The following is a 25,104-nucleotide window of genomic DNA, read 5'->3' as shown; positions in this document are numbered from 1 at the left end:
NCATGACCCAGATGCGTCGCGTCGTACGGCGTGATGCCGCAGACATAGAGATGGGCCGTGGGAGCGGAATCCAGGGCCCGCACGCTCGACGTGGCCGTGTCGAAGATCCGCAAGGGCCGGCCGGTGCCTGGAAGTGGACGTATCGGAGGAGATGGCCACGCCTGCATGCGTGTCAGAGTAACCGCGAACCGTTCCGCCGGCGGGCACAAGACGGGTAACCATCCCGTAACCGACCTGCGAAAATGAACACAGCCACCGTCATCACCGTCAGTAAACTGACGATGCCGTACACCGACGGTTCAGAACGGCGGCGGCGCACGACGGCGGCCGTTCAGAACGGCGGCGGCGCACGACGGCGGCGGTTCAGAACGGCGGCGGTTCAGAACGGCGGCCACGGGATCGGGGGCCAGTCCCCCGAGGGAAGCGGGAAGCGTCCCTCGTCGAGCAACCGGTCCACGCGGGCGGCCAGCGCGCCGGACTCGGCGACGGTGAGCAGCTCGGCGAGCCGGTCGCCGAGGTCGCCGACGAGCGCCTCGCGCAGGCAGCCGAGCAGGGCCGTCTCCTCGGCGAGCAGGCGGCGGCCCCGCCACGTCCACAGCAGCGTGCGCAGCTTGCCCTCGGTGTGGAAGGTGACGCCGTGGTCGATGCCGTGAATGCGCCCCGACGGCGCCGGCAGCAGGTGCCCACCCTTGCGGTCGGCGTTGTTGATGACGGCGTCGAAGAGCGCGATCCTGCGTAGCTGCGGATCGTCGGAGCGGGTGAGGGCGACCAGGTCGACGGTGACGTCGGTGTCGATCCAGAGCTGGACCATGCCCTCGCCGAACGGGCCGTCGCGCAGCACCGTCGGCGGCACGATCCCGAGGTCGAGGTACGCGGAGACCTCGTAGGCGGCCAGCTCGCGGGCGGCGAGGGTGCCGTCGGGGAAGTCCCACAGCGCCCGTTCGCCGCGCACCGGCTTGTAGACGCAGCGCCCGGCGACCTCGCCCGCGGTGATGTCGCAGTACAGCGTCGCGTTGCTGGCGTCGGCGAGCCTGGCGCTGACCGTCAGCTCGCCGCGGCGCAGCAGGTCGAGCGCGGCGGGGGCGTCGAGACCGCCGCCGTCGATCGGATCGAGTGGCAGCCGCCGCCCCTGAGGGGGACCCGCCGCGGGAACGCCCATCAGCCCAGTGTGTCCGCTACGTGCCGGCTCTGTCGCCGGGTCCGGACGGTGACCGGGGTCTCTCCGCGCCGAACCCGCACGCCGCGCCCCCGGCCAGGCCGCGGGTGCGGGTGGGTGGCGCGCATCAGTGCCGGTGTCCGTTCTGGCGCGGGCAGATGTGGTCCTCGTCGAGCGGCAGGCCGCACAGCGGGCACGACGGGCGCCCGCCGGCGACGAGTCGCCCGGCCCTGCGGGCGAAGGCACGGGCGGGGCCCGCCGCGAGCAGCACCCGCAGCGCGTCGGGGCCGCCCGGGTCGTCGCTGAACCCCGACGCCGACTCCGCCCCGCCGGCCGCCTGCGCCTCGACGACGACCCGGCTGCCGCGCGGATCCCACCCGAGGGCGATCGTGGCGACCCGGAACTCCGCCTCGATCGGCTGCTCCAGCGGTGACGTGTCGACCATGCCGGCGGGCTCGGCCGGCACCGTCGCGACGCCGCGCCGACCCAGCTCGTCGAGCAGCTCCGTGAGCTGCTCGGCCAGCAGGGCGACCTGGGCCTTCTCGACCCCGACCGTGACCAGCCTCGCCTCGGCCCGGGCCTGCAGGTAGAACGCGCGGGCACCGGGCGAGCCGACGGTGCCCGCGACGAACCGCTCCGGCGGGTCGAAGACGTGTATCCGGCGCGCCATGGTCGATCAGACCGCTCCCCCGCCGGCGGGGGGCGGGTAGGACCCGGCGCCGCCGCCGACGACCTCGTCGGGCCCGAGCGCCGGCCCGGGCGCCGCACCGTCCACCGCGGGCGAGCCGGCGGCACCGTCCCCGCCACCCTCGCCGCCACCCTCGCCGGCCTCCCCCGCGGGCTTCGGGGGCGGCGGGAGCAGCTCGGCGACGTCGCCGCCGATGTCGTTGATCCGCCGGACGAACGGTCGCCGCTCGCCGTAGCGGATCACCGTCAGNGAGCACGGATCGACGGTGATGCGGTGGTACATGTCGAGGTGCATGCCCAGGGCGTCGGCGACGATCGTGCGGATGACGTCGCCGTGNGAGCACAGCAGCCAGGTNGCGTCCGGACCGAGCCGGTCGTTCCACTCCCGCACCGCGGTGACGCCGCGCGCCTGGGTGTCGCGCAGCGCCTCACCCTCGGGCCCCGGGAAGACCACGGCGCTGGGATGGCTCTGCACCACCGCCCACAGCGGGTCCTTGGCCAGGACGGCGAGTTCCTGACCGGTCCAGTCCCCGTAGCGGCACTNGCCGAACCGCTCGTCGACGGCGACCGGCTGCACCCCGCCGGGAGCCTGTGGGCCCTCGGGGCGGCGGCCCGCGATCGTGCCCGCCGTCTCGCGGCAGCGCTCCAGCGGGCTGCTGACGATCGCGGCGAGCGGGATGTTCCCGAGCCGGCCCGCCAGGTCCGAGGCCTGCCGCCGGCCGCGCTCGTCCAGGCTGACGCCGGGGGTCCAGCCGAGGAGGATCTTGCCCGTGACGGCGGTCAGGCCGTGGCGGACCAGCAACACAGTGGTCAACCGGTCGGTCCCTTCGAGATCGGACGGGTCCGCGACGCCACCGGACCCGCAGGTGGCCGACCGGGCGGCGCGCGGCCGCGACGCCGGACACGCCGGGTGCGGACCACGGCGCGCCCTGGCACGGCCACCGGTGATACCACGCTACCCAGCGGGCTTCGCCGGGCGTCGAGTGGTGCGTCGTTACGCTTCCCGGCATGCCCGACGAGTACCCGACCGCCGCCGCCCCGGGACCTGGTCCCGCCCGGGGAGCCGCCCCCACCGCCGGTCCCGCCCCGGGAGCAGACCCGGTCGTCGCCGACGCGTCCGCGGACCCGACGGCGGTGTTCGCCGCGTTCTGCGAGGCCGCGCTGTGGCCGGGCCTGGGCCGCACGACGGCCGCCCGCCTGCCCGCCGCCGGCATCACCCGGCCCGAACACGTCGACGTCGGCCGGCTCGGCACCGTCGAGGGTGTCAACGGCCCGCGGGCCCGCCGGCTCGCCGACAGCTTCCGCGCCGCCGCGGGGACGTACGCGGTCGTCGAGCTGCTCGTCGCGGCGGACCTGCCGGCCCGCCTCGCCCGGGGGGCCACCGAGCGGCTCGGCCCGACCGCCGCCGAGGCCCTGCGGGCCGACCCGTGGATGCTGCTGACCGCCACCGAGGCCGAGATCGGTCAGGCCGACCGGTTCGCCCGTCGCCGTGGGCTGCACCGGGACGACTCGCGCCGCGGCCCCGCGGTGCTCACCCACCTGCTGGGCCGGGCGGCGACGCGCGCCGGGGACACCGCCGGCCCGGTCGACGCCGTGTTGCAGGCCGCGGGCCGGGAAGGGGTGGCCGATCCGCGCCAGGCGCTGGACGCCGCCCTCGACGACGGACGGATCATCGCCGTCGGCGACCGGATAGCGCTGGAGCGCTACGCGATGGCCGAGCAGTCCATCGCCGACGGCATCGAACGACTTCTGGCCACCGCCGAGCCGCTGCGGGCCGGCGCGCCGAGGGTGCGCCGCCGCCCGGACGACGACGCCGACGACGCCGACGCCGACGCCGACGGGTCGCCGGCCACGGCCGGCCCACCGCCGACCGCGCTGATGTTCGACGACGAGGACGCCGAGGACGACGACCCGCCGAGCGGCGGACACCGGGCGAGCGGCGCAGAGCAGGCGGGTGGCGACGGCCGGGCGGGTGGCGACGGCCTGTCGGCGGGGATGTCCGGGGCCGTGGACGCCGACGCCCTGGCCAGCCCGGCCGGGGCGGCCGGGGCGACCGGGGCGACCGGGGCGACCGGGGCGACCGGGGCGACCGGGGCGACCGGGGACGATCCGGTGGGCAGCCTGGACGAGGTGCAGCTCGCCGCGGCCCGGGCGGCCCTGGAGTCGGGGGTCAGCGTGCTGACCGGCGGGCCGGGGACGGGCAAGAGCCGCACCGTCGCCGCCGTGGTCCGCCTCGCGTGGGCGGCGGACGCCGAGGTCGCGCTCGCCGCGCCGACCGGCCGGGCCGCCAAGCGGCTGGAGGAGCTGTGCGGGGCGCCGGCGAGCACCCTGCACCGGCTGCTCGGCGCGCAGGGCCGCGGCGGCGGCTTCGCCCGCGGCGAGCACAACCCGATCGACGCCGACCTCGTCGTCGTCGACGAGGCGTCGATGCTCGACGCGGAACTCGCCGCCGCGCTGCTCGACGCCTGCGCCGAGGGCACCCACCTGATGTTCGTCGGGGACCCCGCCCAGCTGCCGAGCATCGGCCCGGGCCAGGTCCTCACCGATCTGCTGGAGTCCGGCGAGATCCCGGTGACGGAGCTGCGCCGGCTCTACCGGCAGGTCGACGGCGGGGCGATCGCGATGTTGGCCGCCGCGGTGCGCGGCGGGGAGCTGCCGCCGCCCCCGCCCGGCCCCGGCCGCGAGGTGGTCGTCGTCCCCTCGAGCAGCTCCGGCGAGGCGGCGCACCGCACCGTCCAGCTCGTCACCGACTCCATTCCGCGGGCGTTGNGCATCCCCGTCGCCGACATCCAGGTCGTCACGCCGGTGCATGCCGGGCCCGCCGGCACCGGAGCGCTGAACGCGGCGCTCAAACGCGTCCTCAACCCGGGCGCGGGCGCGGTGTCNGGATTCGACGTCGGGGACCGGGTGGTGGCGACGGCCAACCACATTGACGTGGGATTCGCCAACGGCGAGATCGGCACCGTCGTCGCCGCGGGCGAGCGCGGGGCGCTGCGGGTCGCCTTCCCGGGCGGGGTCGTCGAGGTGCCCGCGGGGATCCTCGGGGATCTGCGTCACGGCTGGGCGGTGACGGTGCACCGGGCACAGGGCAGCGAGTGGCCGGCGGTCGTCGCCGTCTTCCCCCCGGAGGCCGGCCGGATGNTGACCCGCCCGCTGATCTACACCGCGCTCACCCGGGCGGCGACGCACCTGTCGATCGTCGCCGTGAACGGCCCCGCGGTGCGCCAGGCGGTGCGCAACGCGGGCGGCCGGCGGCGCCTGACGTCCCTCGCCGCCCTGCTCGCCGGGGAGGTCGCCGGCGAGCTCACCGAGGACGACGAGGACCCGGACGACGAGGAGAACCTGGACGACGAGAACCCGGACGGTCAGGATCGCAACGGTCAGAGCCTGGCCGGTCGGCACGTGGGCGGTCGGCACCTGGACGGCCGGGACCCGCGGCGCGAGGGCCTGCGATCCGGTGCCGGGGTGAAGGGTGGGTGACCGGCCGGTGGCGCGGCGATGGCCGGCAGCCGTCCCCGCCGCGGGCGCCTGCGGTACCCCCGACGCGTCGGGGGCCCCCGACGGGAGGCAAGATCGTGCCCTATGAGGATGGGTAGCGTTCCCATCGTGGACGCAGACGCACCCGGGACGGCCGCCACCAGCCGGGAGGCCGGATCCGGGCCGACCGTCCTGCCCGGTCCGCGCTCGCCCCGGCAGGCACCGGACGGCGACGAGCCCGAGGCTTCCCCGGGCGGCACGGCCGTGACGACCGTCCCCACGACCACCGACACCGCCAGCACCACCGACACCGCCGACACCACCGGCACCACCGGCACCACCGGCACCACCGGCACCGCCGATGCTGCCAGCGCCACCGTCCCGCCCAGCAGACAGCGGCTGGGGCGCGCGGCGGGGGCCTGGATCGTGTCGCAGGTTCCGCGGCTGTTGCTCGCCGCGGTCGCGATCGCGGTCGCCGTCGGCGCGGTCATGCGGTTCGCCACGCCGAGCCACCTGTGGCTCGACGAGTCGCTGACGGTCGCGATTGCCTCCCGGCCGGTGCCGGACCTGCTCCACGCGCTGCGCCACGACGGCTCACCGCCGCTGTACTACCTGCTGCTGCACGGCTGGATCCGCGTCTTCGGTGACGGCGACATCGCGGTCCGGGCCCTGTCGGGCGTGCTGTCGCTGCTCACGCTGCCGCTGGCATGGCTCGCCGGGCGCCGGGTGGGGCGCATCGCGTTCACCGCCGGCAACGGCGAGCGGGACGCCCCGGTGTGGGTGGGCGTGGCGACGCTGCTGATGTTCGCCTGTTCCCCGTACGCCATCCGCTACGGCAGCGAGACCCGGATGTACTCGCTGGTCGTGCTGCTGGTGCTGGTGTTCGGGTTCGCGGCGGTGCGCGCGCTGGAACGCTCGACCCTGCCCCGGCTGGCGGCGTTGACGCTGGCCACGGCGGCGCTGGTCTACACCCACTACTGGACGTTCCTGGTGATCTTCACGGTGGCGGCGTTCCTGCTGGTGCAGGCCCGCCGCCGCCCGTACTACCGCCGGGTCACCCTGCGGGCGTTCGCGGCGATGGCGGCCTCGGCGGCGCTGTTCGCCCCGTGGATGCCGTCGTTCCTGTTCCAGATGCTGCACACCGGCACCCCGTGGGCGCCGAAGGTGCAGGCCCAGGTTCTGCTGGACACGGTGTTCGACTGGGCGGGTCCGCAGTCGACGGGGGCGCTGCTCGGCGTGGTGCTGCTCGGCGGGGCGCTGGTCGGTCTGACCGCCCGGCCGGTCGGCCGCCGCGAGCTCGCGGTCCGGGTGACCGGCCGGGTGCCGGGCCGCTACCTGGCGGCGATCTGGCTGTTGCCGCTGGTGCTGGCGTACTTCGTGAACATGTTCGGCGGCAGCGCGTACGCCGAGCGGTACACCGGCATCGCCCTGCCGGCCTGCCTGCTGCTGGCCTCCCTGGNCATCGCCCAGCTTCCGGGCACGCGGGTGCGGGCGATCGTGCTGGCCGTGGCCGTGTTCAGCGGGCTGGTCGGCGGCTGGCAGCTCGCCCGCACCGAACGCACGCAGGCCGGGGAGATCGCCGGGCGGATCGTCGCGCTCGCCCGGCCGGGCGACGTGGTGGCCTACTGCCCCGACCAGCTCGGTCCGGCCGTGCACCGGGCGCTGGCCCGGCACGGCCCGCTGACCGTCCGCGAGATCGTGTACGCGGACAACACCGGCCCGGCGCTCGTCGACTGGGTCGACTACGCCGACCGGATGCAGCGGGCCAACGGCACGACGTTCGCCGCCGAGGTCAACGAACTCGCCGGTCCCGACCACGNGGTGCTGCTCGTGCGCGCCGACGGATACCGGTTCCTGGAAGGTGCCTGCGCGGTGCTGTCCGACCAGCTTGCGACCCTGCGGGACCGGACCGTCCAGGTCGAGCGGCGCGACCTCTACGAGGGCGCCTCGCTGGAACGCTTCTCCACCCTGCGCTGACCGGCGGCGCGCTGCCCGGCGGCGCGCCGACCGGCGGCGGCCTGGGCGGGCACGCCCGTGACCGGGCCGCCGCCGCCGGAACCGAGGGTCGTGGCGGCGAGGACCAGCAGGCCCATCGGCAGCGTGTAGTGGTTGAAGAACGTCTGCTTGTTCATCAGGTCCACGGCGAGCAGGACCAGCGCGGCCCCGAGGCAGAACCCGGTGGCGTCGCCGCGCGCCCGCCAGGCGGCGGCGTACGCGGCGACCAGCGCCACCGCGGCCGGCGCGAAGCCGAGCGTGATCCCGAAGTGCGACGCCCACCCCGGTACGGACAGGGAATGGCCGAGCACCCGGTAGTGCAGGTTCGTCCAGACGGCGTCGTCGACGAAGTCCCCCGGCCCGGCCAGCACCCACGGCGCGACGCCCAGCACGGCGGCGCCCGCGGCCACGGCCGTGCGGCGCGGCCCGAACCGCGGCCAGGCCGCCGCGACCGGCAGCAGCAGGGCGATGTGCTGCTTGGTCGCGAGGGCGAGGGCGAGGGCGAGGACCGCCGTGCGCCCGTGGCCGCCCCGGACGGCCAGCACCATGGCCGCGAGGCAGACGACGAGCAGCGGCTCGGTCCACGNCTGCTGCAACGCGTACATCGACTCGGGCAGGATCACGACCAGCAGCGGCAGCACGGCGAGCGCGCCGCGCGGGCCGGTGGCGAGGCCGCGTGCGCAGATCNCCGCCACCGCGAGCGCCAGGAGCAGGCCGTAGCGGACGTCGCCGAGCAGCAGCCGCGACGGCGCGAGCAGCACCGACGTCAGGGGCAGGTAGGGGTAGACGTCGAACAGGCCGTCGACGGGGTAGGCGGCCCGGCTCGGCGCCCACTGCTGGCGGTACATGTCCGCGCCGTGCGCCAGCCCCGCGGCCGAGACCTGCAACAGGTGGAACACGTCGATGCGGGGCGCGGGCGCCGCCCGGATGGTCGCGACCCCCGCGGCGGCGGCCAGGCCGAGCACGACCCAGAACAGCGCGGGCGAGCCGAGCGCCCGCCGCGCCACCGCACCACCGGCCACCAGCACCGATCTCCCCGGGGCCGGGGACGCGGGCGACGCCGCCGACCCCGGTCGCCCGCGGGCCGGCGGTGCGAACAACGCCACCAGGACGGCGGCGGCGGCGAGCAGACCGGCGACGATCGCGAGCACGTCGGCCACGGCGGCCAGCGGCCCGGTGGCGTAGTAGCGGGGATGGCGCACGATCGGGCCCACCCCGACGGTGATCGCGACGAGCAGCCAGCCGCCGACCCACGCCCGCCCACGGACGGCGCCCGCTCCCACACCCACGCCCACGGCCGCGGGAGCGGAAGCGGAAGCGGCAGGACCGGCGGGAGCGGCGTCACCGGACCCGGATGCGCCCGGCATCTCGGGCGCGGCGGGACTGGCGGGACTGGCGGGACTGGCGGGAACGGCGGAAACGGACCCGGAAGTCTCTGACCGCGGGCGGTGACGGACGGTGGCGAACGTGGCGGCGGCGGTGCCGAGCAGGACGCCGGCCATCGCCCAGGCGCCGTACCGGCCGTCCTTCGCCGCGATGCCCCAGGCGACGGCGCACCAGCCCACGAGGATCGCCGGCAGCGTCCGCCGCGGACCCGGGTCGGCACCTTCGGGCCGCGCCGCGACCGACCGCCGCGGGCCGGATGCAGGCAAACCCATGCCCGCACGATGCCAGAGGCGGGCCGGCGCACAGCCGGCGGACTCGGCGGATGGCCGAGGGACAGGGGGAATAGTCCGGATGTACCACGGATGATCGTGTCGGTGACCGCGAGGGGGTGCGGGCGGGTCACACCCGTCCGCATGCAAGACTTGCCCCCCGAGGCCGGTCCCAGGGTCCGGCGCCCCCGGTGGCCGATGCCCGGCATCCGGCCGCGGGAGTGACCATGAAGGTGCGTTGAGGAGAGGTCCGGCACAGTGACCGAAAAGCCAGAGGTAGTCGTCATCGGAGCCGGGCCGGCAGGTCTGTCCGCCGGCTGGGAGCTGGTGAAACGGGACGTGCCCGTGACGATTATCGAGGGTGACTCGGTCGTCGGCGGAATCAGTCGTACCGCGCAGCGGGACGGCTGGCGTTTCGACATCGGCGGCCACCGCTTCTTCACGAAGGTGCCCGAGGTCGAGAAGCTCTGGCACGAGATCCTGCCGGACGAGGACTTCCTGCTCCGACCGCGATCGAGCCGCATTTACTACAACGGGAAGTTCTTCGACTACCCCCTGAAGGCGACGAACGCACTCGGCGGGCTGGGCCTGGTGGAGGCGGCACGCTGCATCGCCTCCTACGCCGCGGCCCGCGTGCGTCCGCCGGCCGACCAGAGCAACTACGAGAACTGGCTGGTGGCCCGCTTCGGCTGGCGGCTTTATCGCACGTTCTTCAAGACCTACACCGAGAAGCTGTGGGGTGTTCCGGTCAGTGAGATGCCGTCGGACTGGGCGGCGCAGCGCATCAAGAGCCTGTCCATGATGAACGCCATCGTGAACTCGGTGCTGCCCAAGNGGAACCAGACCGACATCACCTCCCTCATCGAGGAGTTCCAGTACCCGAAGTACGGGCCCGGAATGATGTGGGAGACCGCCACCGACAAGATCGTCAAGCAGGGCGGTCGGGTGGTCTTCGAGGAGAAGGTCCGCAAGATCCACCATGAGGGGGGGCGCGCGACCGGCGTCACCACCACGGTGACCGGCGGTTATGGCCCGGGGGCCGGCGCGCCGGAGTCGTCGCGCACCGACATCGGCAGCGAGTACCAGTACCCCGCCGACGAGATCATCTCGTCGATGTCGTTCTCGTCGCTGGTCCGCGTGATGGACCCGCCGGTGCCCGACCACGTCCTGGCCGCGGCCAACGCGCTGAAGTACCGCGACTTCCTCACCGTCGCCCTCGTGGTGCCGGAGTCGGCCGGTTTCCCGGACAACTGGATTTACATCCACTCCCCCACGGTCAAGGTGGGCCGGATCCAGAACTTCGCCTCCTGGTCGCCGTTCCTGGTGAAGGACGGGCGGACCTGTCTGGGGCTGGAGTACTTCGTCTTCGAGGGCGACGAGACGTGGAGCAGCTCGGACGAGGACCTCGTCAAGCTCGCCACCAAGGAACTCGTCGAGCTCGGGCTCATCCGCGCCTCCCAGGTCGAGCAGGGATACGTCGTGCGGATGCCGAAGGCGTACCCGTACTACGACATGCAGTACAAGAAGAACGTCGATATCATTCGGGCCTGGCTGGCCGAGAACGCGCCGAACGTGCACCCGGTGGGCCGTAACGGCATGCACCGCTACAACAACCAGGACCACTCGATGCTGACCGCCATGCTGACCGTCGAGAACATCATCGACGGCACGAAGCACGACGTCTGGGAGGTCAACGTCGAGGAGGACTACCACGAGGAGGTGTCGTCCGGCGGCGCGGCCAAGCGCTGACGCCCGGACCGACCTGCGCAGCGCGACGGCTCGGCCCGCCGGAACACCCGGATGGGCCGAGCCCTCCCGCCGACGAAGGACCTGGCCGGGGCCTTCGGTCGTCGGCGCGCGGCACCTGTCGGCGTGCCGTCGGCGGCCGACCCGTTCAGAATGCGGGACGGTACGCTCCGCGCCCACCCGGCGCGCCCTGGCGGCGGCTTCGGGGGCCAGCCCACCGCCCCGGCATGCAATCCGCGGTCTGCTCCCCGCGTCCGCCCGGCATCGCCGCGGCGCGGGGGCGGCCGCACGAGACCTGCACCGGGTGCGGACTGCCTGGTCGGCCGGATCGTGGCCCGGCTGGCCGCGGCGCACCGCGGGCAACGTGGACGGAAGGGACTGACCGTGACGGATGTCGCGGTCCGGCCGGCGGAGCAGCTCCCCGGGCCGGTCGACCGGGTCGGGGACGCACCCGACCGCGCGGGGCGGGTGTTCGCGGTGGTCGTGGGGGTGCTCGTGGCCGCCTCGGTCATCGTGCGCTTCACCNCCAACCAGGCGCTCTGGCTCGACGAGGCGCAGAGCGTCGCCATCGCGCGACTCCCCCTCGGCGGGTCGGGCGTCACCATGTGGGACGGCCTGCTGCAGGACGGCTCGCCGCCGCTGTACTACCTGGTGCTGCACGNCTGGATCGCCGTGTTCGGGGAGACCAACCTCGCCGTCCGGTCCCTGTCCGCCGTGATCAACATCGCCGCGGCGTGGCCGCTGTTCGTGNTGGCCCGCCGGGTGGTGAACGTCCGCGCGGCGAAGGTCACCGTCGTGCTGTACCTGACCTCGCCGTTCGCGCTGTACTTCGGTACCGAGACCCGGATGTACAGCCTGATCGTGCTGCTCACCGCGCTCGGCGGGCTCGCCCTGGAGCGGGTGCTGCGGGCGCCGTCGGTGCGCTCGGTGCTCGGCCTGTCCCTCGCCGCCGGCTGNCTGGCGCTGACCCACTACTGGTGCCTGTACCTGCTGCTCACCGTCGCCGTGTGGCTGATCGGGCTGCTCACCCTGCGCCCCTGGTACCGCGCTCGCCGCGCCCGCCAGCTCGGCGTGGCCTCGGCGGCCGGGGCGCCATCGCCGCCCGGAGCCGTGTCGCCGTCGGGGCTGGGGGCATCGGGGCTGGGGTCGGCGGGGCCGGGGTCGGCGCCGAACGGGCCGGGCTCCTCGCTGCCGGGGACGGCGTCCCTGGCACGGCCGGGTGCCGGGGTGGCCGACGGCGGCCCGACGGCCCGCCCACCCGGCGCACGCAGCCATCGTTCGTCCGGCCGGTCGGCGTCGTCGGGCCGGTCCCAGACGTCCGGCCGGTCCCAGACATCCGGCCGGTACCTGACGGCGCAGCGGCGCGGGCCGGTCTACGGGCTGCTCGGCGTCATCGGCGGCGCGATCGTCTTCTCCCCGTGGCTGCCGAACTTCTTCGACCAGCTCGCCCACACCGGCACCCCCTGGGGCGAGCCGGCCAGCTACGCGGCGATCTCCCACGCCTACGGCCAGTGGGCGGGCGGCCCGACGACCCTCGGCCGCCTGCTGTTGTTCCTCATCACCGGCCTGGCCGCCGCCGGGATCGCCGGGCGCAGCCCCGGCGGCCGGTTCATCCTGATCGACCTGCGCGGGCTCGAACCGGGCCGCACGATGTTCTTCCTGGCGACGGGCACCCTCGTCGTCGCGGTGACGGCCGGCAAGCTCGTCGGCAACGCCTGGGCCGACCGGTACACGGCCACCGCCTTCGTCCCGTTCCTGCTCGTCATCGGCCTGGGTGCCACCGTCATCGGGGACCGGCGGGTGTTCCACGGGGTCATCGCCGTCGCGGCCCTGGTCGGCCTGCTGGCCGGCACCACGGACATCCGGCGGGAACGGTCGCAGGCCGGCGAGGCCGCCCAGGTGCTCCAACGGCTCGCCAAGCCCGGCGACGTCATGCTGGTCTGCCCCGACCAGCTCGGCCCGGGGCTCGCCCGCACCGTGCCCTCCTGGCTGAAGGTGTACGTGGTGCCGACGTACGCGCCGCCGGACCGGGTCGACTGGGTGGACTACGAGGATCGCAACAAGGCCGCCGACGGCCAGGCGATCGCGCGGCGCGCGGTGACCGAGGCCGGNCCGCAGCACACCGTCTTCCTCGCCGGCTCCGGCTCCTACCGGACCTACGAGGAGCTGTGCACGGTGGTCCGCGGCGCCCTGCAGAACGCCCGCCCGCACGCGGACGAGGTCATGGAGCAGGGTCTGCCGGCGAAGGTGTCCGAGAACTACTCGCTGCTCCGCTTCCAGGCGCAGTGACCAGCGCGCGGGGGACGTCCGCCCACCCCGGTCCCCAGTCGGGCCCAGGCCCGGCAACCGGAACGGGGACGCCCCCCGCGCACGACCCCGCCACCACCCCGCCGGTTCCCACCACTGCCGCGTCTCGGCGGCACACCGCGTCCCGGCGGCGCGTCCTGCTCCGCCAGGACGACCCGTGGTGCCTGCGGGAGGTCGTTCTCGCCTGGCTCGCCGCCCGCCTGGTCGTCGGCGCCGCCCTGGCGATGACGAAGTTCATCGCCGACAACGCCCGCGGCGACCAGGGCGCCCGGCTGCAGACCACCGACCTGCTCGGCTGGGACGCCGGCTGGTACCGGACGATCGCCGAGGTCGGCTACAGCGGCGCCGGCAACGAGAGCCGCCGCTTCTTCCCGCTGCTGCCCACGCTGGTGCGGGTCCTGTCGCACCTGCCGGGCGCCGGTGCCCACGTCGGCATCGTGCTGCTGCTGGTGGTCAACCTGTGTGCCCTCGGGTTCGCCCTGGCGCTGGTGCGCCTGGCCCGCCTGGAGGGGCTCGGTGCGGAGGCGACCTTCCGGCTGATCTGGTTCGCCGCCCTCGCGCCGCCCGCGTTCGTCCTGGTCATGGGATACGCCGAGGCACTGGCCGGGCTGCTGGCGGTGGCGGTGTTCCTCGGCGCGCGCGGCCGCCGGTGGGAGCTTGCGGCCGCGGCCGCCCTGCTCGGCGGACTGTGCCGGCCGCTTGGCGTGCTGCTGGCCGTCCCCGTCGCCGTGGAGGCGGCCCGGGGGCTGCCCTGGCCCGGCCTGCGCCGCCTCGGCCCCCCACCGGCCACCGCCGGCAACGGGACACGGCGGGCCACCGCGGCGGACGGGACGCAGTGGGACGCCACGTCGGCCGGCCGCATCGGCGGGCGGGAGCTGCTGCGCCGGCTGATGGCGGTCCTCGCGGCACCGGCCGGCGCCGCGATCTACGTGCTCTGGTCGGACCGGACCTACGGCGACGGCCTGGCGCCGTTCACCCTTCAGCGCGACGAGGCCCGCCACGGCAGCACCGGCAACCCCCTGTCGGTGCTGTGGCACGCCGCCCGCGGGACCTTCTCCGGCGAGCTGGGCACGGGTCTGCACGTGCCGTGGCTGCTGCTCGCCCTGGTGGGCCTGGTGGTGATGGCCCGGCGGTTGCCGGTCTCCTACGTGCTGTGGAGCGCGCTGGTGCTCGCGGCCGTGCTGACCGGCAGCAACCTCGACTCGGCGGAACGCTACGTCTACGGCGCCTTCCCGTTCCTGCTGGTCGCGGCGCTGGTCACCGCCCGCCGGGAGATCTTCACCTTCGCGCTCGTCGCCTCGACCGCGGCGATGGCGCTCTACGCCACGCTGGCCTTCACCCTCTCCTACGTCCCCTGAGGCCCACGCGCCCCGGCAGGAACCCGCAACAACCGGGTCCCCGCCGCGCCGCAGACCCTCGCGGGAGGTAGCCGGACAGTTAACGTGGTGGGACCGCACGGTGGTCCTGCCCCACGCTCCGTTCCATCGTCCGAGCCGGCTCCATCGTCCGAGCCGGTCCCGTCGTTCGCAACAGTCCCATCGTTCGCAACAGTCCCATCGGTCGCCACGGTCCATCGTTCGCCACGTCGAGGTCAGGTCGCTTTGGCTGGAGTCGAGCTGGAATACCAGAAGCTGTACATGCCGCCGGGCACGGATCNCCGGGCGGCCGTGCAGATCCTGACGATGCACGCCGAGTTCGGCGACTGGGAGCTGGAGCGCCTGCGTCTGTTCCCGGACGGGTCGCGCCGCGTCGTCCTGCGCCGCCGCCGGCGCCCGGGCGGCCTGCCCGGCTATCTACCCACCTGACACCCGCCGCCGACCCCCTGCGGCCTGGCGGCCGTCCCTCGCCCTGGCCGTCATCCTGACGCCGCCCGCCGCCTCGACGCCGACGGCAGCCGTCGGTGCTGGCCGGGGCCGGTCAGCGGCCGACCTCGCGGCGGACCTGGGCGGGCGTGCGCACCTCCACGGCGTCCGGGGTGATCCCGTGGGTCTGTAGATGACGCCCCGACAGCGCCCAGCCGGCCGGGACCGCCGGCGGGGCCGGCCGGCCGGCGTGGCCCGGGCCGGCGGACTGGTCGAGGGACCAGACGTCGGCGCGGAACCACAGATCGCGCCACCGGGCGTCCTCGTCGGCCCGCAACTGGACGAAGCGGCGATGCAGGACCTGGCGGGCGACCTGCGCCGCGGTATCCGAGCTGTGCTCGAAACCGCCCGACGGCTCCGTCCGGTCGGCCACCCACCGGCTGCCGTCCGAGCTGACCTGGACCAGGTAGGCGAAGGTGACCGGCGGGCGGTCCGGCTCGACCTCGACAGGCGGGCGGAGGCCGAAAGCGGACAGTGCGTCGTCGGTCACATCCACCATGATGTCACGCAGCGACCTCACCAATTACACGATGCGTGACACTTCGCGGCGGAACGACCGGGAAAGTCCCCGCGATTGCCCTGCCCCGACCTGCCCTGACCTGCCGTGGCCTGGCCTGGCCCGGGACCCGGAGAGCCGAGCCGGAACGACATCGGCGCACGGGGACTGTCCACGACCGTGAGCCGCCGGTCGGCACTCGCGCCGATGAGCACGATTGTGCTACCCGCGGCCGCGTCCACCGGCACCCACCGCCCCCGAACCGCCGCCCGTCCGGCGCCGCCATCCCTCGCCACCGGAAAAGCATCAATCATTAGTCGGATAATGCTATGGTCCCTCCCGAGCTTCTAGTGACGGACGTCACTGAGCGACCCTGNCTGATCGTCCGAACCGGTGGAGCGAGCGTGGTAGACCATCTGAACTTCGTCCTTCTGGGCCTGGGGAACGGTGCCGTGTTCGCCGCTCTGGCGTTGGCACTCGTCGTGACCTACCGAAGCTCGGGGGTACTCAACTTCGGCACCGGCGCCCTGTCGTTACACGCGGCGTACACCTACGCCCTGTTACGCGACGGGAAGATCCTGGTGCCGGTTCCCGGACTGCCGGAGACGATCGGCCTGTCCGGGCCGGTCGGGCTCTGGCCGGCGATCCTCATCACGGTCCTGTTCGAGGCCGCGCTGGGCGTGCTGCTCTACGTGCTGGTGTTCCGCCCGCTGCGGGCGCACCTGGCCGTGGCCAAGGCGGTCGCCTCACTCGGGCTCATGGGTCTGTTCACCGGCGTCATCACCATGCAGGTGGGCGGCGACCAGATCCTGGTCGCGCCGATCCTGCCGCGCCGGACCTGGGAAGCGGGCGGGGTGAGCCTGCTGTCGGACCGGTTCTGGTTCGTCGCCGTCATCCTGCTGATCGCCGCCGTGCTCGCCGCGGTCTACCGGTTCACCAGGTTCGGCACCGCGACCCGCGCCGCCGCCGAGACCGAGATCGGCGCGCTCGTCAGCGGCCTGTCACCGGACCTGATCGCGCTGGCCAACTGGGCGATCAGCGCGGCCGTCGCCGGCATCGCCGGCATCCTGATCGCCCCGCTGGTGCCGCTGGTGCCCGGGACCTACACGCTGTTCATCGTCCCGGCCCTGGCCGCCGCCGTGCTCGGCCGGTTCACCCTGCTCGCGCCCGCCGTCCTCGGTGGCATCGGCATCGGCGCGCTGCAGTCCGAGGCGGTCTACCTGCAGAGCCGGGCCGACTGGTTCCCCAGCAGCGGCGTCGCCGAGCTGATCCCCCTGGTGATCGTGCTCGCCGTGCTGGTCATCCAGGGCCGGCCGCTGCCGACCCGCGGCATGCTTCTGGAGCGGACGCTGGGCCGCGCGCCGCGTCCGCGGTCGGCCTGGAAGCCCGCCGTGGTGCTCGTGCCGCTCGCCGTCGTCGCGATCTACGTGGCGAACGACAGTTACCGCGGCGCGCTGATGGAGACNTTCATCGCCGGCGTGCTCGGGCTCTCGCTGGTCGTGGTGACCGGCTACGTCGGGCAGGTCTCGCTCGCCCAGCTCACACTGGCCGGCGCCGCCGGGTTCCTGCTCTCGACGTTCAGCCACGCCTGGCACATACCGTTCCCGATCTCGCCGATCCTCGCCGCGCTCGGAGCCACCGTCATCGGCGTGCTGGCCGGCCTGCCGGCACTGCGGATCCGCGGCATGCTGGTCGCGGTCGTCACGCTGACCCTGGCGGTCGCCCTGGAGGCGCTCTGGTTCCGCAACAACGACCTCAACGGCGGCACCGGCGGCGCCCCGATCGCGAACCCGTCGATCTTCGGTCTGGACCTGGGGATCGGCACCGGCAAGGCGTTCCCGCGCCCGGAATTCGGGCTGCTGTGCCTCGCGGTGCTGACCGCGGTCGCCATCGGCGTTGCCCACCTGCGGCGCAGCAGGCTCGGCTCGGCGATGCTGGCGGTCCGCGCCGACGAACGGTCGGCCGCCGCGGCCGGGATCAGCGTCGTCCGGGTCAAGCTGCTCGGCTTCGCGATCGCGTCGTTCATCGCCGGCCTCGCCGNCTGCCTGACGGCCTACAAGCAGACCACCGTCACGTTCACCTCGTTCAGCGCCCTGCTCGGCCTGAGCGTCTTCACCACCGTGTTCCTGGCCGGGATCACCTCGGTGTCCGGCGGGCTGCTCGCCGGGGCGCTCGGGATCGGCGGCGTGTTCTACGTCTTCCTGTCCCGGACGATCGACATCGGGGAGTGGTACGGCATCGTCAGCGGCCTCGGCCTGATTCTCGTCGTGATCCGCAACCCGGACGGCATCGTCGGACCGGCGCACCTGGCGGCCGAGAAACGGCGCCGAAGCCGACGGGGCGCCGGCCCGACCGCCCCGGCCCCCGCGGCGGCGGACGCTGGTCCGTCCGTGGACGGCGTCCCGTCGGTGGACGGGGGTCTGCCGGTGGACGGGGGTCTGCCGGTGGACGGGGAGCGCATGCTCGTCGGAGCGCGGCTGTCCATCTCGGGGGTGGGCGTCACCTACGGCGGCGTGACGGCGTTGTCCGACCTGACGATCGACGTGGCGCCCGGAACAATCGTCGGCGTGATCGGCCCGAACGGCGCCGGCAAGACCACGATGATGGACGCCACCTGCGGGTTCACCGCCGCGGCCGGCGAGATCACCCTGGCCGGGCAGCGGCTCGACGGCCTGCCGCCGCACCGCCGGGCCCGCCACGGGCTCGCCCGCACCTTCCAGGGCCTCGACCTCTACGAGGACCTCACCGTCGAGGAGAACCTGATGGCCGGCCAGCACGCCGCCCGGCCGGGTGCGCCGTCGCTGGACGACCTGCTCGTCTCGCTCGGGCTGTGGGAGCAGCGTGGCCGGGGCGTCGGCGAGCTCTCGCAGGGCCAACGCCAGCTCGTCTCGATCGCGCGCGCGCTGGCCAGCGGACCGCAGGTACTGCTGCTGGACGAGCCGGCCGCCGGGCTCGATCCGACGGAGAGCGCCTGGCTGGCGGTGCGGCTGCGGGCGGTGCGCGACCGCGGCGTGACGATCGTGCTCGTCGACCACGACATGCGCTTCGTCCTCGACCTGTGCGACATCATCCACGTCCTCGACTTCGGCCGGCAGATCGCCGGCGGCCCGCCGCCGGCGATCCGGGCCAACCCCAGGGTCGCCGAGGCCTACCTCGGCTCGACCCACGCGGCACACGCCACCGAAGCGGCGCCCCCGAACCAGACGGCGGACCCGAACCAGACGGCGGACCCGAACCAGACGGCGGACCCGAACCGGACGGCGGACCCGAACCACGCGGCGAAGGAGATGGCGTCATGAGCGTGGCGTTGGCCTGCGAAGAACTCTGCGTCGGCTACCAGCGCACCACGGTCGCCCGAGGCATCGGCATCACCCTCGGCCGCAACGAGATCCTGGCCGTGCTGGGGCCGAACGGCGCCGGCAAGACGACGCTGTTGCTGACGCTCGCCGGGTTCCTCGCGCCGACCGGCGGCTCGATCAGCGTCGACGGGCGGGACGTCCGGGCCGGCTCGGCCCGCCGCATGAACCGCGCGGGCGTGGTGCTGGTGCCGGACAGCCGGGCGCTGTTCACGAACCTGAGCACCCTGCAGAACATCGCGATCGCCGCCCGGAAGGGCGGCGCGACGGTGAGCGGGGTCCTCGACCTGTTCCCGCAGCTACGCACCCGCGCCAAGGTCAGGGCCGGGATGCTCTCGGGCGGCGAGCAGCAGATGCTCGCGGTCGCCCGGGCGCTGGTGCAGGGGCCGCGGCTGCTGCTCATCGACGAGATGAGCATGGGCCTGNCCCCGATCGTCGTGGAGCAGCTCATGCCGCTGGTCCGCACGGTCGCCGACGAGACCGGGACCGCGATCGTCCTCGTCGAGCAGCACGTCCACCTCGCGCTCGACGTCGCCGACACTGCCATGGTCCTCGTGCACGGTGACGTCTCCCTCACCGGCAAGGCCGCCGAGCTCCGCGACGACCCGGGCGCACTCGAAGCCGCCTACCTCGGCACGACCGGGACCACCGGCAGCTCCGACCCGGCCGGCAGCTCCGACCCGGCCGGCACGGCGAGGAGACCGGAGGACCCCGCGTGACCTTCGGAACGCGGTTTCGTCAAACCAGCGGAGAGCCGGGTCGGCGGCGCACGGAAGGTGCCGGCCGCACGTCTCCGCACAACCAGCAGGAGGGTCGAATGGGCCTGTTACGCACGGTTCGCCGGAGCGGCTGGCTGATCAGCGGCGCGCTGGCACTGTCGCTGGCCGCCACGGCCTGCGGCGGCGGTGACAGCGGCGGCGGGTCCGACGGCGCCGGCGCGACCCCGGCCGCCCAGGTCCTCGGCGCGCCGAGCCCGGCCGAGGGCGCTCCCGTGACGATCGGGCTCATCAGCGCGTCGGCCTCGGACAGCGTGCTGTCCGCGCAGTTCCAGCGAATCGAGCAGGGCATGCAGATGGCCCTGAAGTACGCCAACGCCTACCGCGGCGNCATCGCCGGCCGCCCGATCGCGCTGTTCATCTGCCAGGGCGGCGAGACGCCGGCCGGCACCCAGGACTGCGCCAACCAGATGGTCAACCGCGGCGTCGCGGCGGTCATCAGCCCGTTCACGGCGAACGGCGCCTCGGTCGTGCCGGTGCTGACCGCGGCCAAGATCCCCTACGTCTCGCTGAGCGGCACCTCGACCGAGGAGCTGACCAAGCCGGGCGCGTTCTCGCTGACGGGCGGGTTCTCGGTGGGGCTGGCCGCGTTCGCCGCCTACGCCCACGACCACGGCGTCAGGAAGATGGCGATGCTCGCCACCGACGGGCCGGCGGTCCTGCAGGCGGTCAACGGCATCGGCGGCATCGTCTTCCGCAAGGCGGGCGTCGGGTTCCAGACCATCGCGGTGCCCGTGGGCACCGCCGACATGACGCCGCAGATGCAGGCGGCGGTCAAGGGTGGCGCGGACGCGATCAGCATGGTCGGCGACCTGACGTTCTGCACCTCCTGGCTGCAGGCCTACCAGACGCTGAACCTCGACCTGCCGCGCTACATCATCAACACCTGCATCGATCCGACCACCCTGAAGGCCTACAAGCCGGTCATCGCCGGCTCGGTCATGACCGCGACCGCAACCACCGACACAGCGACCACGGATGCGACCCTCTACGGCGCGATCGCCAGGACCTACAACTCGAAGGTCGACCCGGACCCGGCCGTCAGCGCGAGCCAGTCCGCCGGCGCGATCACCCTGCTGTCCTTCGTCAACCTGTTCAAGGGCTTCACCGGCGACCCGACATCTGCCGCCATCACCCAGCAACTCAGGTCCGCGAAGAACGTCCCCCTCTTCCTGGGCGACGGCGCGACCTACACCTGCGACGGCAAGGCCGTTCCGATCCTGCCGAACGTCTGCTCGTCGGAGGTCCAGATCGGCACGGTCAAGGACGACGGGACGGTCGAGGACGCCAAGGTGATCGAGACGACCAGGCTGTTCACGCCCTGAGGGGAGCACCGCCCGTGGGGGGCCGGGGGAATCCCTGGCCGGCGGGTCCGGGTGGCCTGATGCCGCCGGGGCCGGGCGAGCGCCGGCTCGGTCGCCGTCACTCGCCCCGTCCGGCGGGCGCGCCCTCGGGTCGCGACGCGTCGAGCAGGGCCGGCCAGATCTCCGAGGCGACCTTGTACGCCGTGTAGAACGTCGCCCGGTCGTAGACGCCGGTCAGCTTCGCCCGGAGCTGCTCACCGACCTCCTCGGGCGTGCCGACGACGGAGAACGCGCGCAGCATGTCGTCGTCGATGNGGTCGCCGAGCTCCGCCCACCGGCCCTGCCTGGTCAGGCGGGTGAGCTCGGGCTGCAGGTCCCCCCAGCCGTGCAGGTCGAGCACCCCGCGGTAGGCGGGCNTCGACGCGTAGAAGGCGATCTGACCGCGGGTGCCCGCCGCCGCGGCGGCGAGCTCCACCTCGTCGCGCCCGACGGTCACGAAGGTCGGCCCGGCGAGGGTGAAGCCGTCCAGCGTGCCCTCACCGTCCGGGCCGACCCGGCCGGCCTTCGCCCGGCCGCGGCGCAGCGCCGGGAGGGTGACCTCCTCGATGTAGCGGGAGGTGGTGAACGGGTGCAGGAAGAAGCCGTCGGCGACCTCGCCGGCGACCTCGGTCATCAGCTCGTTGACGCCGGCGAGGTAGACCGGCGGCGGGCCGTAGGCGTGTGCCGGCGGCGAGAAGAACGGCGTCATCAGCGTGTGGGTGTAGAAGTCGCCGCGGAAGTCGAGCCTGGTGCCGTCCTGCCAGCACGCCCAGATCGCGCGCATCGCCAGCACCAGCTCGCGCATCCGCGCGGCCGGGNGCGACCAGGGCATCGAGAATCGGCGCTCGATGTGCGCCTTGACCTGCGAGCCCAGCCCGAGCACGAACCGGCCCTCGCTGGCCTGCGCCAGGTCGAAGCCGATGTTCGCCAGCGTCATCGGGGTGCGCGCGAACGCGATCGCGATCGAGGTGCCGACCGTCGCGGTGCGGGTCGCGTTGATCGCCTGTAGGGACGACAGGAACGGGTCGTGCTGGGTCTCACCGATCCACAGCCCGCCGTAGCCGGCGTCCTCCAGCGTCCGGGCCGTGTCCTGGACGGTACGCAGGTCGCCGCCAAGGTTCGAGTCGATCCTCATCGTCGTCCTTTCCTGGCCCTCGACCCGTCGGCGGGGCGAGCCGACAGTCGTACCAGCGGCGCCGCAGCCGGGCGCGGTCCTCGGCGAGGCTCGCGACACTGTCGGTCGTCGGGGCGCTGTCGGTCGTCGGGGCGCTGTCGGTGGTCGGGGCGCTGTCGGAGACCACGGTGGCCGCTCCCCTCAGCTGGCGAGCAGACGCCACGTGGGCGGCTCGCCGTCGACCTCGCGGACGAGGCCCCGGCGTTCCAGGACGCGCAGGTGGGCGAGCGCCTCGGCGAGGGCGGCGCGCTTCATGAAGCCCTCGATCCGGTCCCAGGGACGGGACCAGGTCATCTGCCGGCAGACGTCCCAGGCGGTCGCCGTGCCGTCGGCGGCGCGCAGGGCGGCGAGGACCTCGCCGAACCGCTGGTCGTGGTGGTCGCGCAGCGCGGCGAGGCGGCCGGTCAGGTCCGGGAACCGGTGCTCGTGCGCGGGCAGTACCTCGGCGGCCGGGAAGGTGTCGGCGTCGTCGAGCCGGTCGAGCGAGGACAGGTAGTCGCCGAGCGGATCCGCGTCGCCGACCGGGGAGAACGGGATGTTCGGAGTGATCCGCGGCAGCACGTGGTCACCGGAGAGCAGCACCCGGTTGGCCGGCTCCCAGAAGCACAGGTGCCCGGGCGAGTGCCCGGGGGTCCAGACCGCCCGCAGGTCCCAGCCGGGGATGTCGGGCCGGTCGCCGTCCGCGAGCAGCACGTCGGGCAGTGCCGGCGCGGGCATCGGCCCCGGCGGCAGCGCCACCCGGTTGAGCGCCTCGATCTCGCCCGCCGGCGCGCCGGCGCGCGCCAGCAGCCGGTTCAGCCCGGCGAGCATCTCGGCCGGCTCGCGGGGGAACTGGCCGAGCAGCGCGGCGTCCGCGGGATGCAGCGCCACCCAGGCCCCGGACTCCGCCCGGATCCGGCCGGCGAGGCCGTAGTGGTCGGGATGCATGTGGGTGGGCATGACGCCGCGGATGTCGCCGATCCGGTAGCCGGCGACGGCGAGACCCGCGCCGAGCGCGTCGAACGCCTCGGCGGTGTCCCAGCCCGAGTCGACGAGGTACCCGCCGGCGTCGGTCTCGAACAGGTAGACGAACACGTGCCGCAGGCCGGCGGTCGGCAGCGGCACCGGGATGCTCCAAAGCCCGGGCCGCAGCCGTTCGACGGGTGGCAGCGCGATGCCGGGCGGCTGCGTCAGCGAGGTCATGGGTTCCTGGCCCTCCGCGAATCGGCGGCCACGCTCCCGGCCTCGGTCCGGCCGAGGTGGTGCCTGCCGGCCCGGGGCGGACACGCGCTCGCCCCGACGGTCCTTCCGCCGCTGTAATCAGTACTACATTTCATCTGCTACCTTGCGAGTGGAGGACGCCGGCGACGTGACCGGCGTCACCCGCGCCGGGCCGCCCGGGCCGCGCCGAGAAGCGGGGTCCGGGCGGCGGGGTCCGGGCGGCGGGGCGCCGGTCAGCTCGCCGGCGCCGCCGCGGGCGGCAGGGGGACGTGCGGGAACAGCTCGTGGAACGCCCCGATCCGGATGCGCTCGCTGGCGACCGGGTCGACGCCGTCGAACAGCTCGTGCAGCGTCTTCTGGGTGTGGCCGAAGGTGCCCTCGAAGTGCGGGTAGTCGCTGCCCCACAGGACGTTGCGCCAGCCCATCGCCACGTGCGCGGCGACGGCCGAGCCGTCGTGCTGGAAGGACGCGTAGACCTGGTCGAACAGGTACTCCGACGGCGGCCTGGACAGCACCGGGCGCACGGCGGCGCTGTGCTGGCGGTAGCCCTCGTTCATCCGGTCGGCGATGAACGGGCCCCAGGTGGCGCCGCCCTCGGAGACCAGGACGCGCAGCTCGGGGTGGCGGTCGAGGGCGCCGGCGGCGATGAGCTGGGTGACGGCGCGCTGGCCGCCGTAGGTCGTCTCGACGTAGTTGAGCACGGCGCCGCCGCGGCCGCGGTAGTAGACGCCGGTGCGCTCGGTCGGGTCGTGCGGCTCGGTGCCGATGTGGAAGGCGACGACCGTGCCGGTCTCGGCGAACGCCGCCCACATCGGGTCCCACTCCTCGTCGTTCCACAGCGGCCGGCCGAGCGGCGGGCGGGTCGGCAGGAAGCCGGCGGCGAACCCCTGCGCGCTGGCCCGGCGGATCTCGGCGACCGCGTCGTCGACGTCGAGCAGCGGGATCGACGCCGCGCAGACGAAACGCGGCGAGGAGCGCTGGAAGTCCAACGCGAACTCGTTGAGCGCCCGCACGCCGTACCGGACGACCTTCGGCGTGCGGATGTTGAAGGTCCAGATGCCGAGCGACGGGTAGATCACCTCCGCCCAGATGCCCTCGTCGTCGAGGTCTCGCAGGCGGTGGGCCGCGTCGTTGCCGCCCAGGGCGCGGCGCAGGAAGTCGTCCTCGGTGGAGTCGACCGGCCGGGCGTTGATCCCGAGGCCCTTCTTCTTCGGCGCACCCGGCGCCGGGCGCGGCAGCTCCCGGCGGAACTCCTGGCCGTCGATGTGGATCGTCTCGAACGCGCCGCCGGGGTCCTTCACGCTGCGCGGCAGCAGCGCCTTGACGTCGTCCGGCAGGGACGAGAACAGGTCCGGCGGCTCCAGGATGTGCGAGTCGCCGGAGTTCGCCCAGATCTTGCCCTCGGTCAGGTCGGTCACGGTTGCCGTCTCCTTCATGATCTCTGCTTCCTCCACGGGCCGCGCCGACTCTCGACGGAGCCNGCCCGTCAGACCCTGCGGTCGACGCCCGCCCACAGCTGCGCCCGGATGGCGGCCTTGGACAGCTTTCCGGTCTCGGTGCGCAGCAGCGCCGCGCGGAACTCGACGACCCGCGGGCACTTGTAGCTGGCGAGCCGCGCCCGGCAGTAGGCNATGAGCTCGGCGGCCAGCTCGTCGTCGGCCCGGACCCCCGGCTCGGGCTGGACGACGGCGCGGACCTGCTCGCCCCACTCCGGGTCGGGAGCACCGACGACGGCGACGTCGGCGACGGCGGGATGACCGAGCAGCGCCGCCTCGACCTCCGCCGGGTAGACGTTCGTGCCGCCGGTGATGATCATGTCCTTGGCGCGGTCGGACAGGAAGAGGAAGCCGTCGGCGTCCAGGTGGCCGATGTCG

Annotated in this window: 10 protein-coding genes and 23 pseudogenes; 17 read left to right on the top strand and 16 right to left on the bottom strand. The window is 74.1% G+C overall.

Annotation, left to right across the window (positions count from 1 at the left end):
* Position 1: 1 nt before the first annotated feature.
* From UK94_RS50105 to UK94_RS50080, 7 genes and pseudogenes are all read right to left on the bottom strand, one after another.
* Positions 2 to 167: pseudogene (locus UK94_RS50105) on the bottom strand (cysteine--1-D-myo-inosityl 2-amino-2-deoxy-alpha-D-glucopyranoside ligase); the annotation flags it as partial.
* A 212-nt stretch (positions 168 to 379) separates the two neighbouring features.
* Positions 380 to 1,159, bottom strand: coding sequence for an SCO1664 family protein (locus UK94_RS12930; protein WP_055750029.1), 780 nt, complete (start codon positions 1,157 to 1,159; stop codon positions 380 to 382).
* Between the two features lie 124 nt (positions 1,160 to 1,283).
* Complete coding sequence (locus tag UK94_RS12925) at positions 1,284 to 1,826, bottom strand: DUF3090 domain-containing protein (RefSeq protein WP_011604001.1); 543 nt, start codon at positions 1,824 to 1,826, stop codon at positions 1,284 to 1,286.
* 6 nt (positions 1,827 to 1,832) lie between these two features.
* Positions 1,833 to 2,093 (bottom strand): annotated as a pseudogene (locus tag UK94_RS50100) (phosphoglycerate mutase); the annotation flags it as partial.
* A 1-nt stretch (position 2,094) separates the two neighbouring features.
* Positions 2,095 to 2,180: pseudogene (locus tag UK94_RS50095) on the bottom strand (phosphoglycerate mutase); the annotation flags it as partial.
* 19 nt (positions 2,181 to 2,199) lie between these two features.
* Positions 2,200 to 2,386, bottom strand: a pseudogene (locus UK94_RS50085) (phosphoglycerate mutase); the annotation flags it as partial.
* A gap of 1 nt (position 2,387) precedes the next feature.
* Positions 2,388 to 2,657 (bottom strand): histidine phosphatase family protein (locus tag UK94_RS50080; protein WP_235487689.1); only part of this gene is annotated, 270 nt, incomplete at its 3' end.
* A gap of 194 nt (positions 2,658 to 2,851) precedes the next feature.
* Between UK94_RS50080 and UK94_RS12915 the strand changes: the two are divergent.
* From UK94_RS12915 to UK94_RS12885, 13 genes and pseudogenes are all read left to right on the top strand, one after another.
* Positions 2,852 to 4,612: pseudogene (locus UK94_RS12915) on the top strand (AAA family ATPase); the annotation flags it as partial.
* Positions 4,613 to 4,729: 117 nt separating this feature from the next.
* Positions 4,730 to 4,984, top strand: a pseudogene (locus UK94_RS50075) (ATP-binding domain-containing protein); the annotation flags it as partial.
* A gap of 1 nt (position 4,985) precedes the next feature.
* Positions 4,986 to 5,323: pseudogene (locus UK94_RS50070) on the top strand (exodeoxyribonuclease V); the annotation flags it as partial.
* A 108-nt stretch (positions 5,324 to 5,431) separates the two neighbouring features.
* Positions 5,432 to 6,779, top strand: a pseudogene (locus UK94_RS12910) (glycosyltransferase family 39 protein); the annotation flags it as partial.
* A gap of 1 nt (position 6,780) precedes the next feature.
* Positions 6,781 to 7,139 (top strand): annotated as a pseudogene (locus UK94_RS50065) (hypothetical protein); the annotation flags it as partial.
* A gap of 2,089 nt (positions 7,140 to 9,228) precedes the next feature.
* A pseudogene (locus tag UK94_RS50050) lies at positions 9,229 to 9,804 on the top strand (NAD(P)-binding protein); the annotation flags it as partial.
* Position 9,805: 1 nt separating this feature from the next.
* Positions 9,806 to 10,719 (top strand): annotated as a pseudogene (locus tag UK94_RS50045) (FAD-dependent oxidoreductase); the annotation flags it as partial.
* A gap of 669 nt (positions 10,720 to 11,388) precedes the next feature.
* Positions 11,389 to 11,466 (top strand): annotated as a pseudogene (locus tag UK94_RS50035) (hypothetical protein); the annotation flags it as partial.
* A 1-nt stretch (position 11,467) separates the two neighbouring features.
* Positions 11,468 to 11,672 (top strand): annotated as a pseudogene (locus UK94_RS50030) (hypothetical protein); the annotation flags it as partial.
* 1 nt (position 11,673) lies between these two features.
* Positions 11,674 to 12,827: pseudogene (locus UK94_RS50025) on the top strand (hypothetical protein); the annotation flags it as partial.
* Positions 12,828 to 13,001: 174 nt separating this feature from the next.
* On the top strand, positions 13,002 to 14,381 hold the full coding sequence (locus UK94_RS12890) for a hypothetical protein (protein WP_011603994.1): 1,380 nt from the start codon (positions 13,002 to 13,004) through the stop codon (positions 14,379 to 14,381).
* A 243-nt stretch (positions 14,382 to 14,624) separates the two neighbouring features.
* A pseudogene (locus UK94_RS76070) lies at positions 14,625 to 14,679 on the top strand (hypothetical protein); the annotation flags it as partial.
* A 1-nt stretch (position 14,680) separates the two neighbouring features.
* Positions 14,681 to 14,828, top strand: a 148-nt coding sequence (locus tag UK94_RS12885) for a DUF5703 family protein (RefSeq protein WP_235487758.1), incomplete at its 5' end; no start/stop codon positions are given.
* A 112-nt stretch (positions 14,829 to 14,940) separates the two neighbouring features.
* Here UK94_RS12885 and UK94_RS12880 read toward each other — a convergent pair.
* Complete coding sequence (locus UK94_RS12880) at positions 14,941 to 15,405, bottom strand: hypothetical protein (protein WP_231861618.1); 465 nt, start codon at positions 15,403 to 15,405, stop codon at positions 14,941 to 14,943.
* Positions 15,406 to 15,785: 380 nt separating this feature from the next.
* On the opposite strand from UK94_RS12880, the pseudogene UK94_RS50020 reads away from it, so the two are divergent.
* The 4 genes and pseudogenes from UK94_RS50020 to UK94_RS50005 all read left to right on the top strand — a co-directional run.
* Positions 15,786 to 16,846: pseudogene (locus UK94_RS50020) on the top strand (branched-chain amino acid ABC transporter permease); the annotation flags it as partial.
* Between the two features lie 4 nt (positions 16,847 to 16,850).
* Positions 16,851 to 17,421: pseudogene (locus UK94_RS50015) on the top strand (branched-chain amino acid ABC transporter permease); the annotation flags it as partial.
* Position 17,422: 1 nt separating this feature from the next.
* Positions 17,423 to 18,680 (top strand): ATP-binding cassette domain-containing protein (locus UK94_RS50010; RefSeq protein WP_235487687.1); only part of this gene is annotated, 1,258 nt, incomplete at its 5' end.
* Positions 18,677 to 19,162 (top strand): annotated as a pseudogene (locus tag UK94_RS50005) (ATP-binding cassette domain-containing protein); the annotation flags it as partial. The gene UK94_RS50010 and the pseudogene UK94_RS50005, both read left to right, overlap by 4 nt.
* 1,773 nt (positions 19,163 to 20,935) lie before the next feature.
* On the opposite strand, the pseudogene UK94_RS49995 reads toward UK94_RS50005, so the two are convergent.
* From UK94_RS49995 to UK94_RS49970, 8 genes and pseudogenes are all read right to left on the bottom strand, one after another.
* Positions 20,936 to 21,131 (bottom strand): annotated as a pseudogene (locus UK94_RS49995) (LLM class F420-dependent oxidoreductase); the annotation flags it as partial.
* Between the two features lies 1 nt (position 21,132).
* Positions 21,133 to 21,233, bottom strand: a pseudogene (locus UK94_RS49990) (hypothetical protein); the annotation flags it as partial.
* A 1-nt stretch (position 21,234) separates the two neighbouring features.
* Positions 21,235 to 21,674, bottom strand: a pseudogene (locus UK94_RS49985) (LLM class flavin-dependent oxidoreductase); the annotation flags it as partial.
* Position 21,675: 1 nt separating this feature from the next.
* On the bottom strand, positions 21,676 to 21,991 hold a 316-nt coding region (locus UK94_RS49980; protein ID WP_235487685.1), incomplete at its 3' end, for an LLM class flavin-dependent oxidoreductase.
* A 180-nt stretch (positions 21,992 to 22,171) separates the two neighbouring features.
* Positions 22,172 to 23,212: an MBL fold metallo-hydrolase gene (locus tag UK94_RS12855; protein WP_011603989.1), complete on the bottom strand. Its 1,041-nt coding sequence runs from the start codon at positions 23,210 to 23,212 to the stop codon at positions 22,172 to 22,174.
* Positions 23,213 to 23,463: 251 nt separating this feature from the next.
* Complete coding sequence (locus tag UK94_RS12850) at positions 23,464 to 24,666, bottom strand: amidohydrolase family protein (RefSeq protein WP_050997109.1); 1,203 nt, start codon at positions 24,664 to 24,666, stop codon at positions 23,464 to 23,466.
* 50 nt (positions 24,667 to 24,716) lie between these two features.
* Positions 24,717 to 24,860 (bottom strand): annotated as a pseudogene (locus UK94_RS49975) (hypothetical protein); the annotation flags it as partial.
* A 1-nt stretch (position 24,861) separates the two neighbouring features.
* Positions 24,862 to 25,104, bottom strand: a pseudogene (locus UK94_RS49970) (acyl-CoA synthetase); the annotation flags it as partial.

Source organism: Frankia sp. AvcI1 (genome assembly GCF_001420875.1).
GTDB lineage: Bacteria > Actinomycetota > Actinomycetes > Frankiales > Frankiaceae > Frankia > Frankia alni.
Note: the sequence above shows the minus strand (reverse complement) of the source record. Positions and strands in the feature narration are given on the sequence as shown.

Bases quoted from the DNA above. Each gene is read 5' to 3' on its own strand.
- UK94_RS12850 (WP_050997109.1), bottom strand. From the start codon at position 24,666: ATGAAGGAGACGGCAACCGTGACCGACCTGACCGAGGGCAAGATCTGG.
- UK94_RS12925 (WP_011604001.1), bottom strand. From the start codon at position 1,826: ATGGCGCGCCGGATACACGTCTTCGACCCGCCGGAGCGGTTCGTCGCG.
- UK94_RS12930 (WP_055750029.1), bottom strand. From the start codon at position 1,159: ATGGGCGTTCCCGCGGCGGGTCCCCCTCAGGGGCGGCGGCTGCCACTC.
- UK94_RS12855 (WP_011603989.1), bottom strand. From the start codon at position 23,212: ATGACCTCGCTGACGCAGCCGCCCGGCATCGCGCTGCCACCCGTCGAA.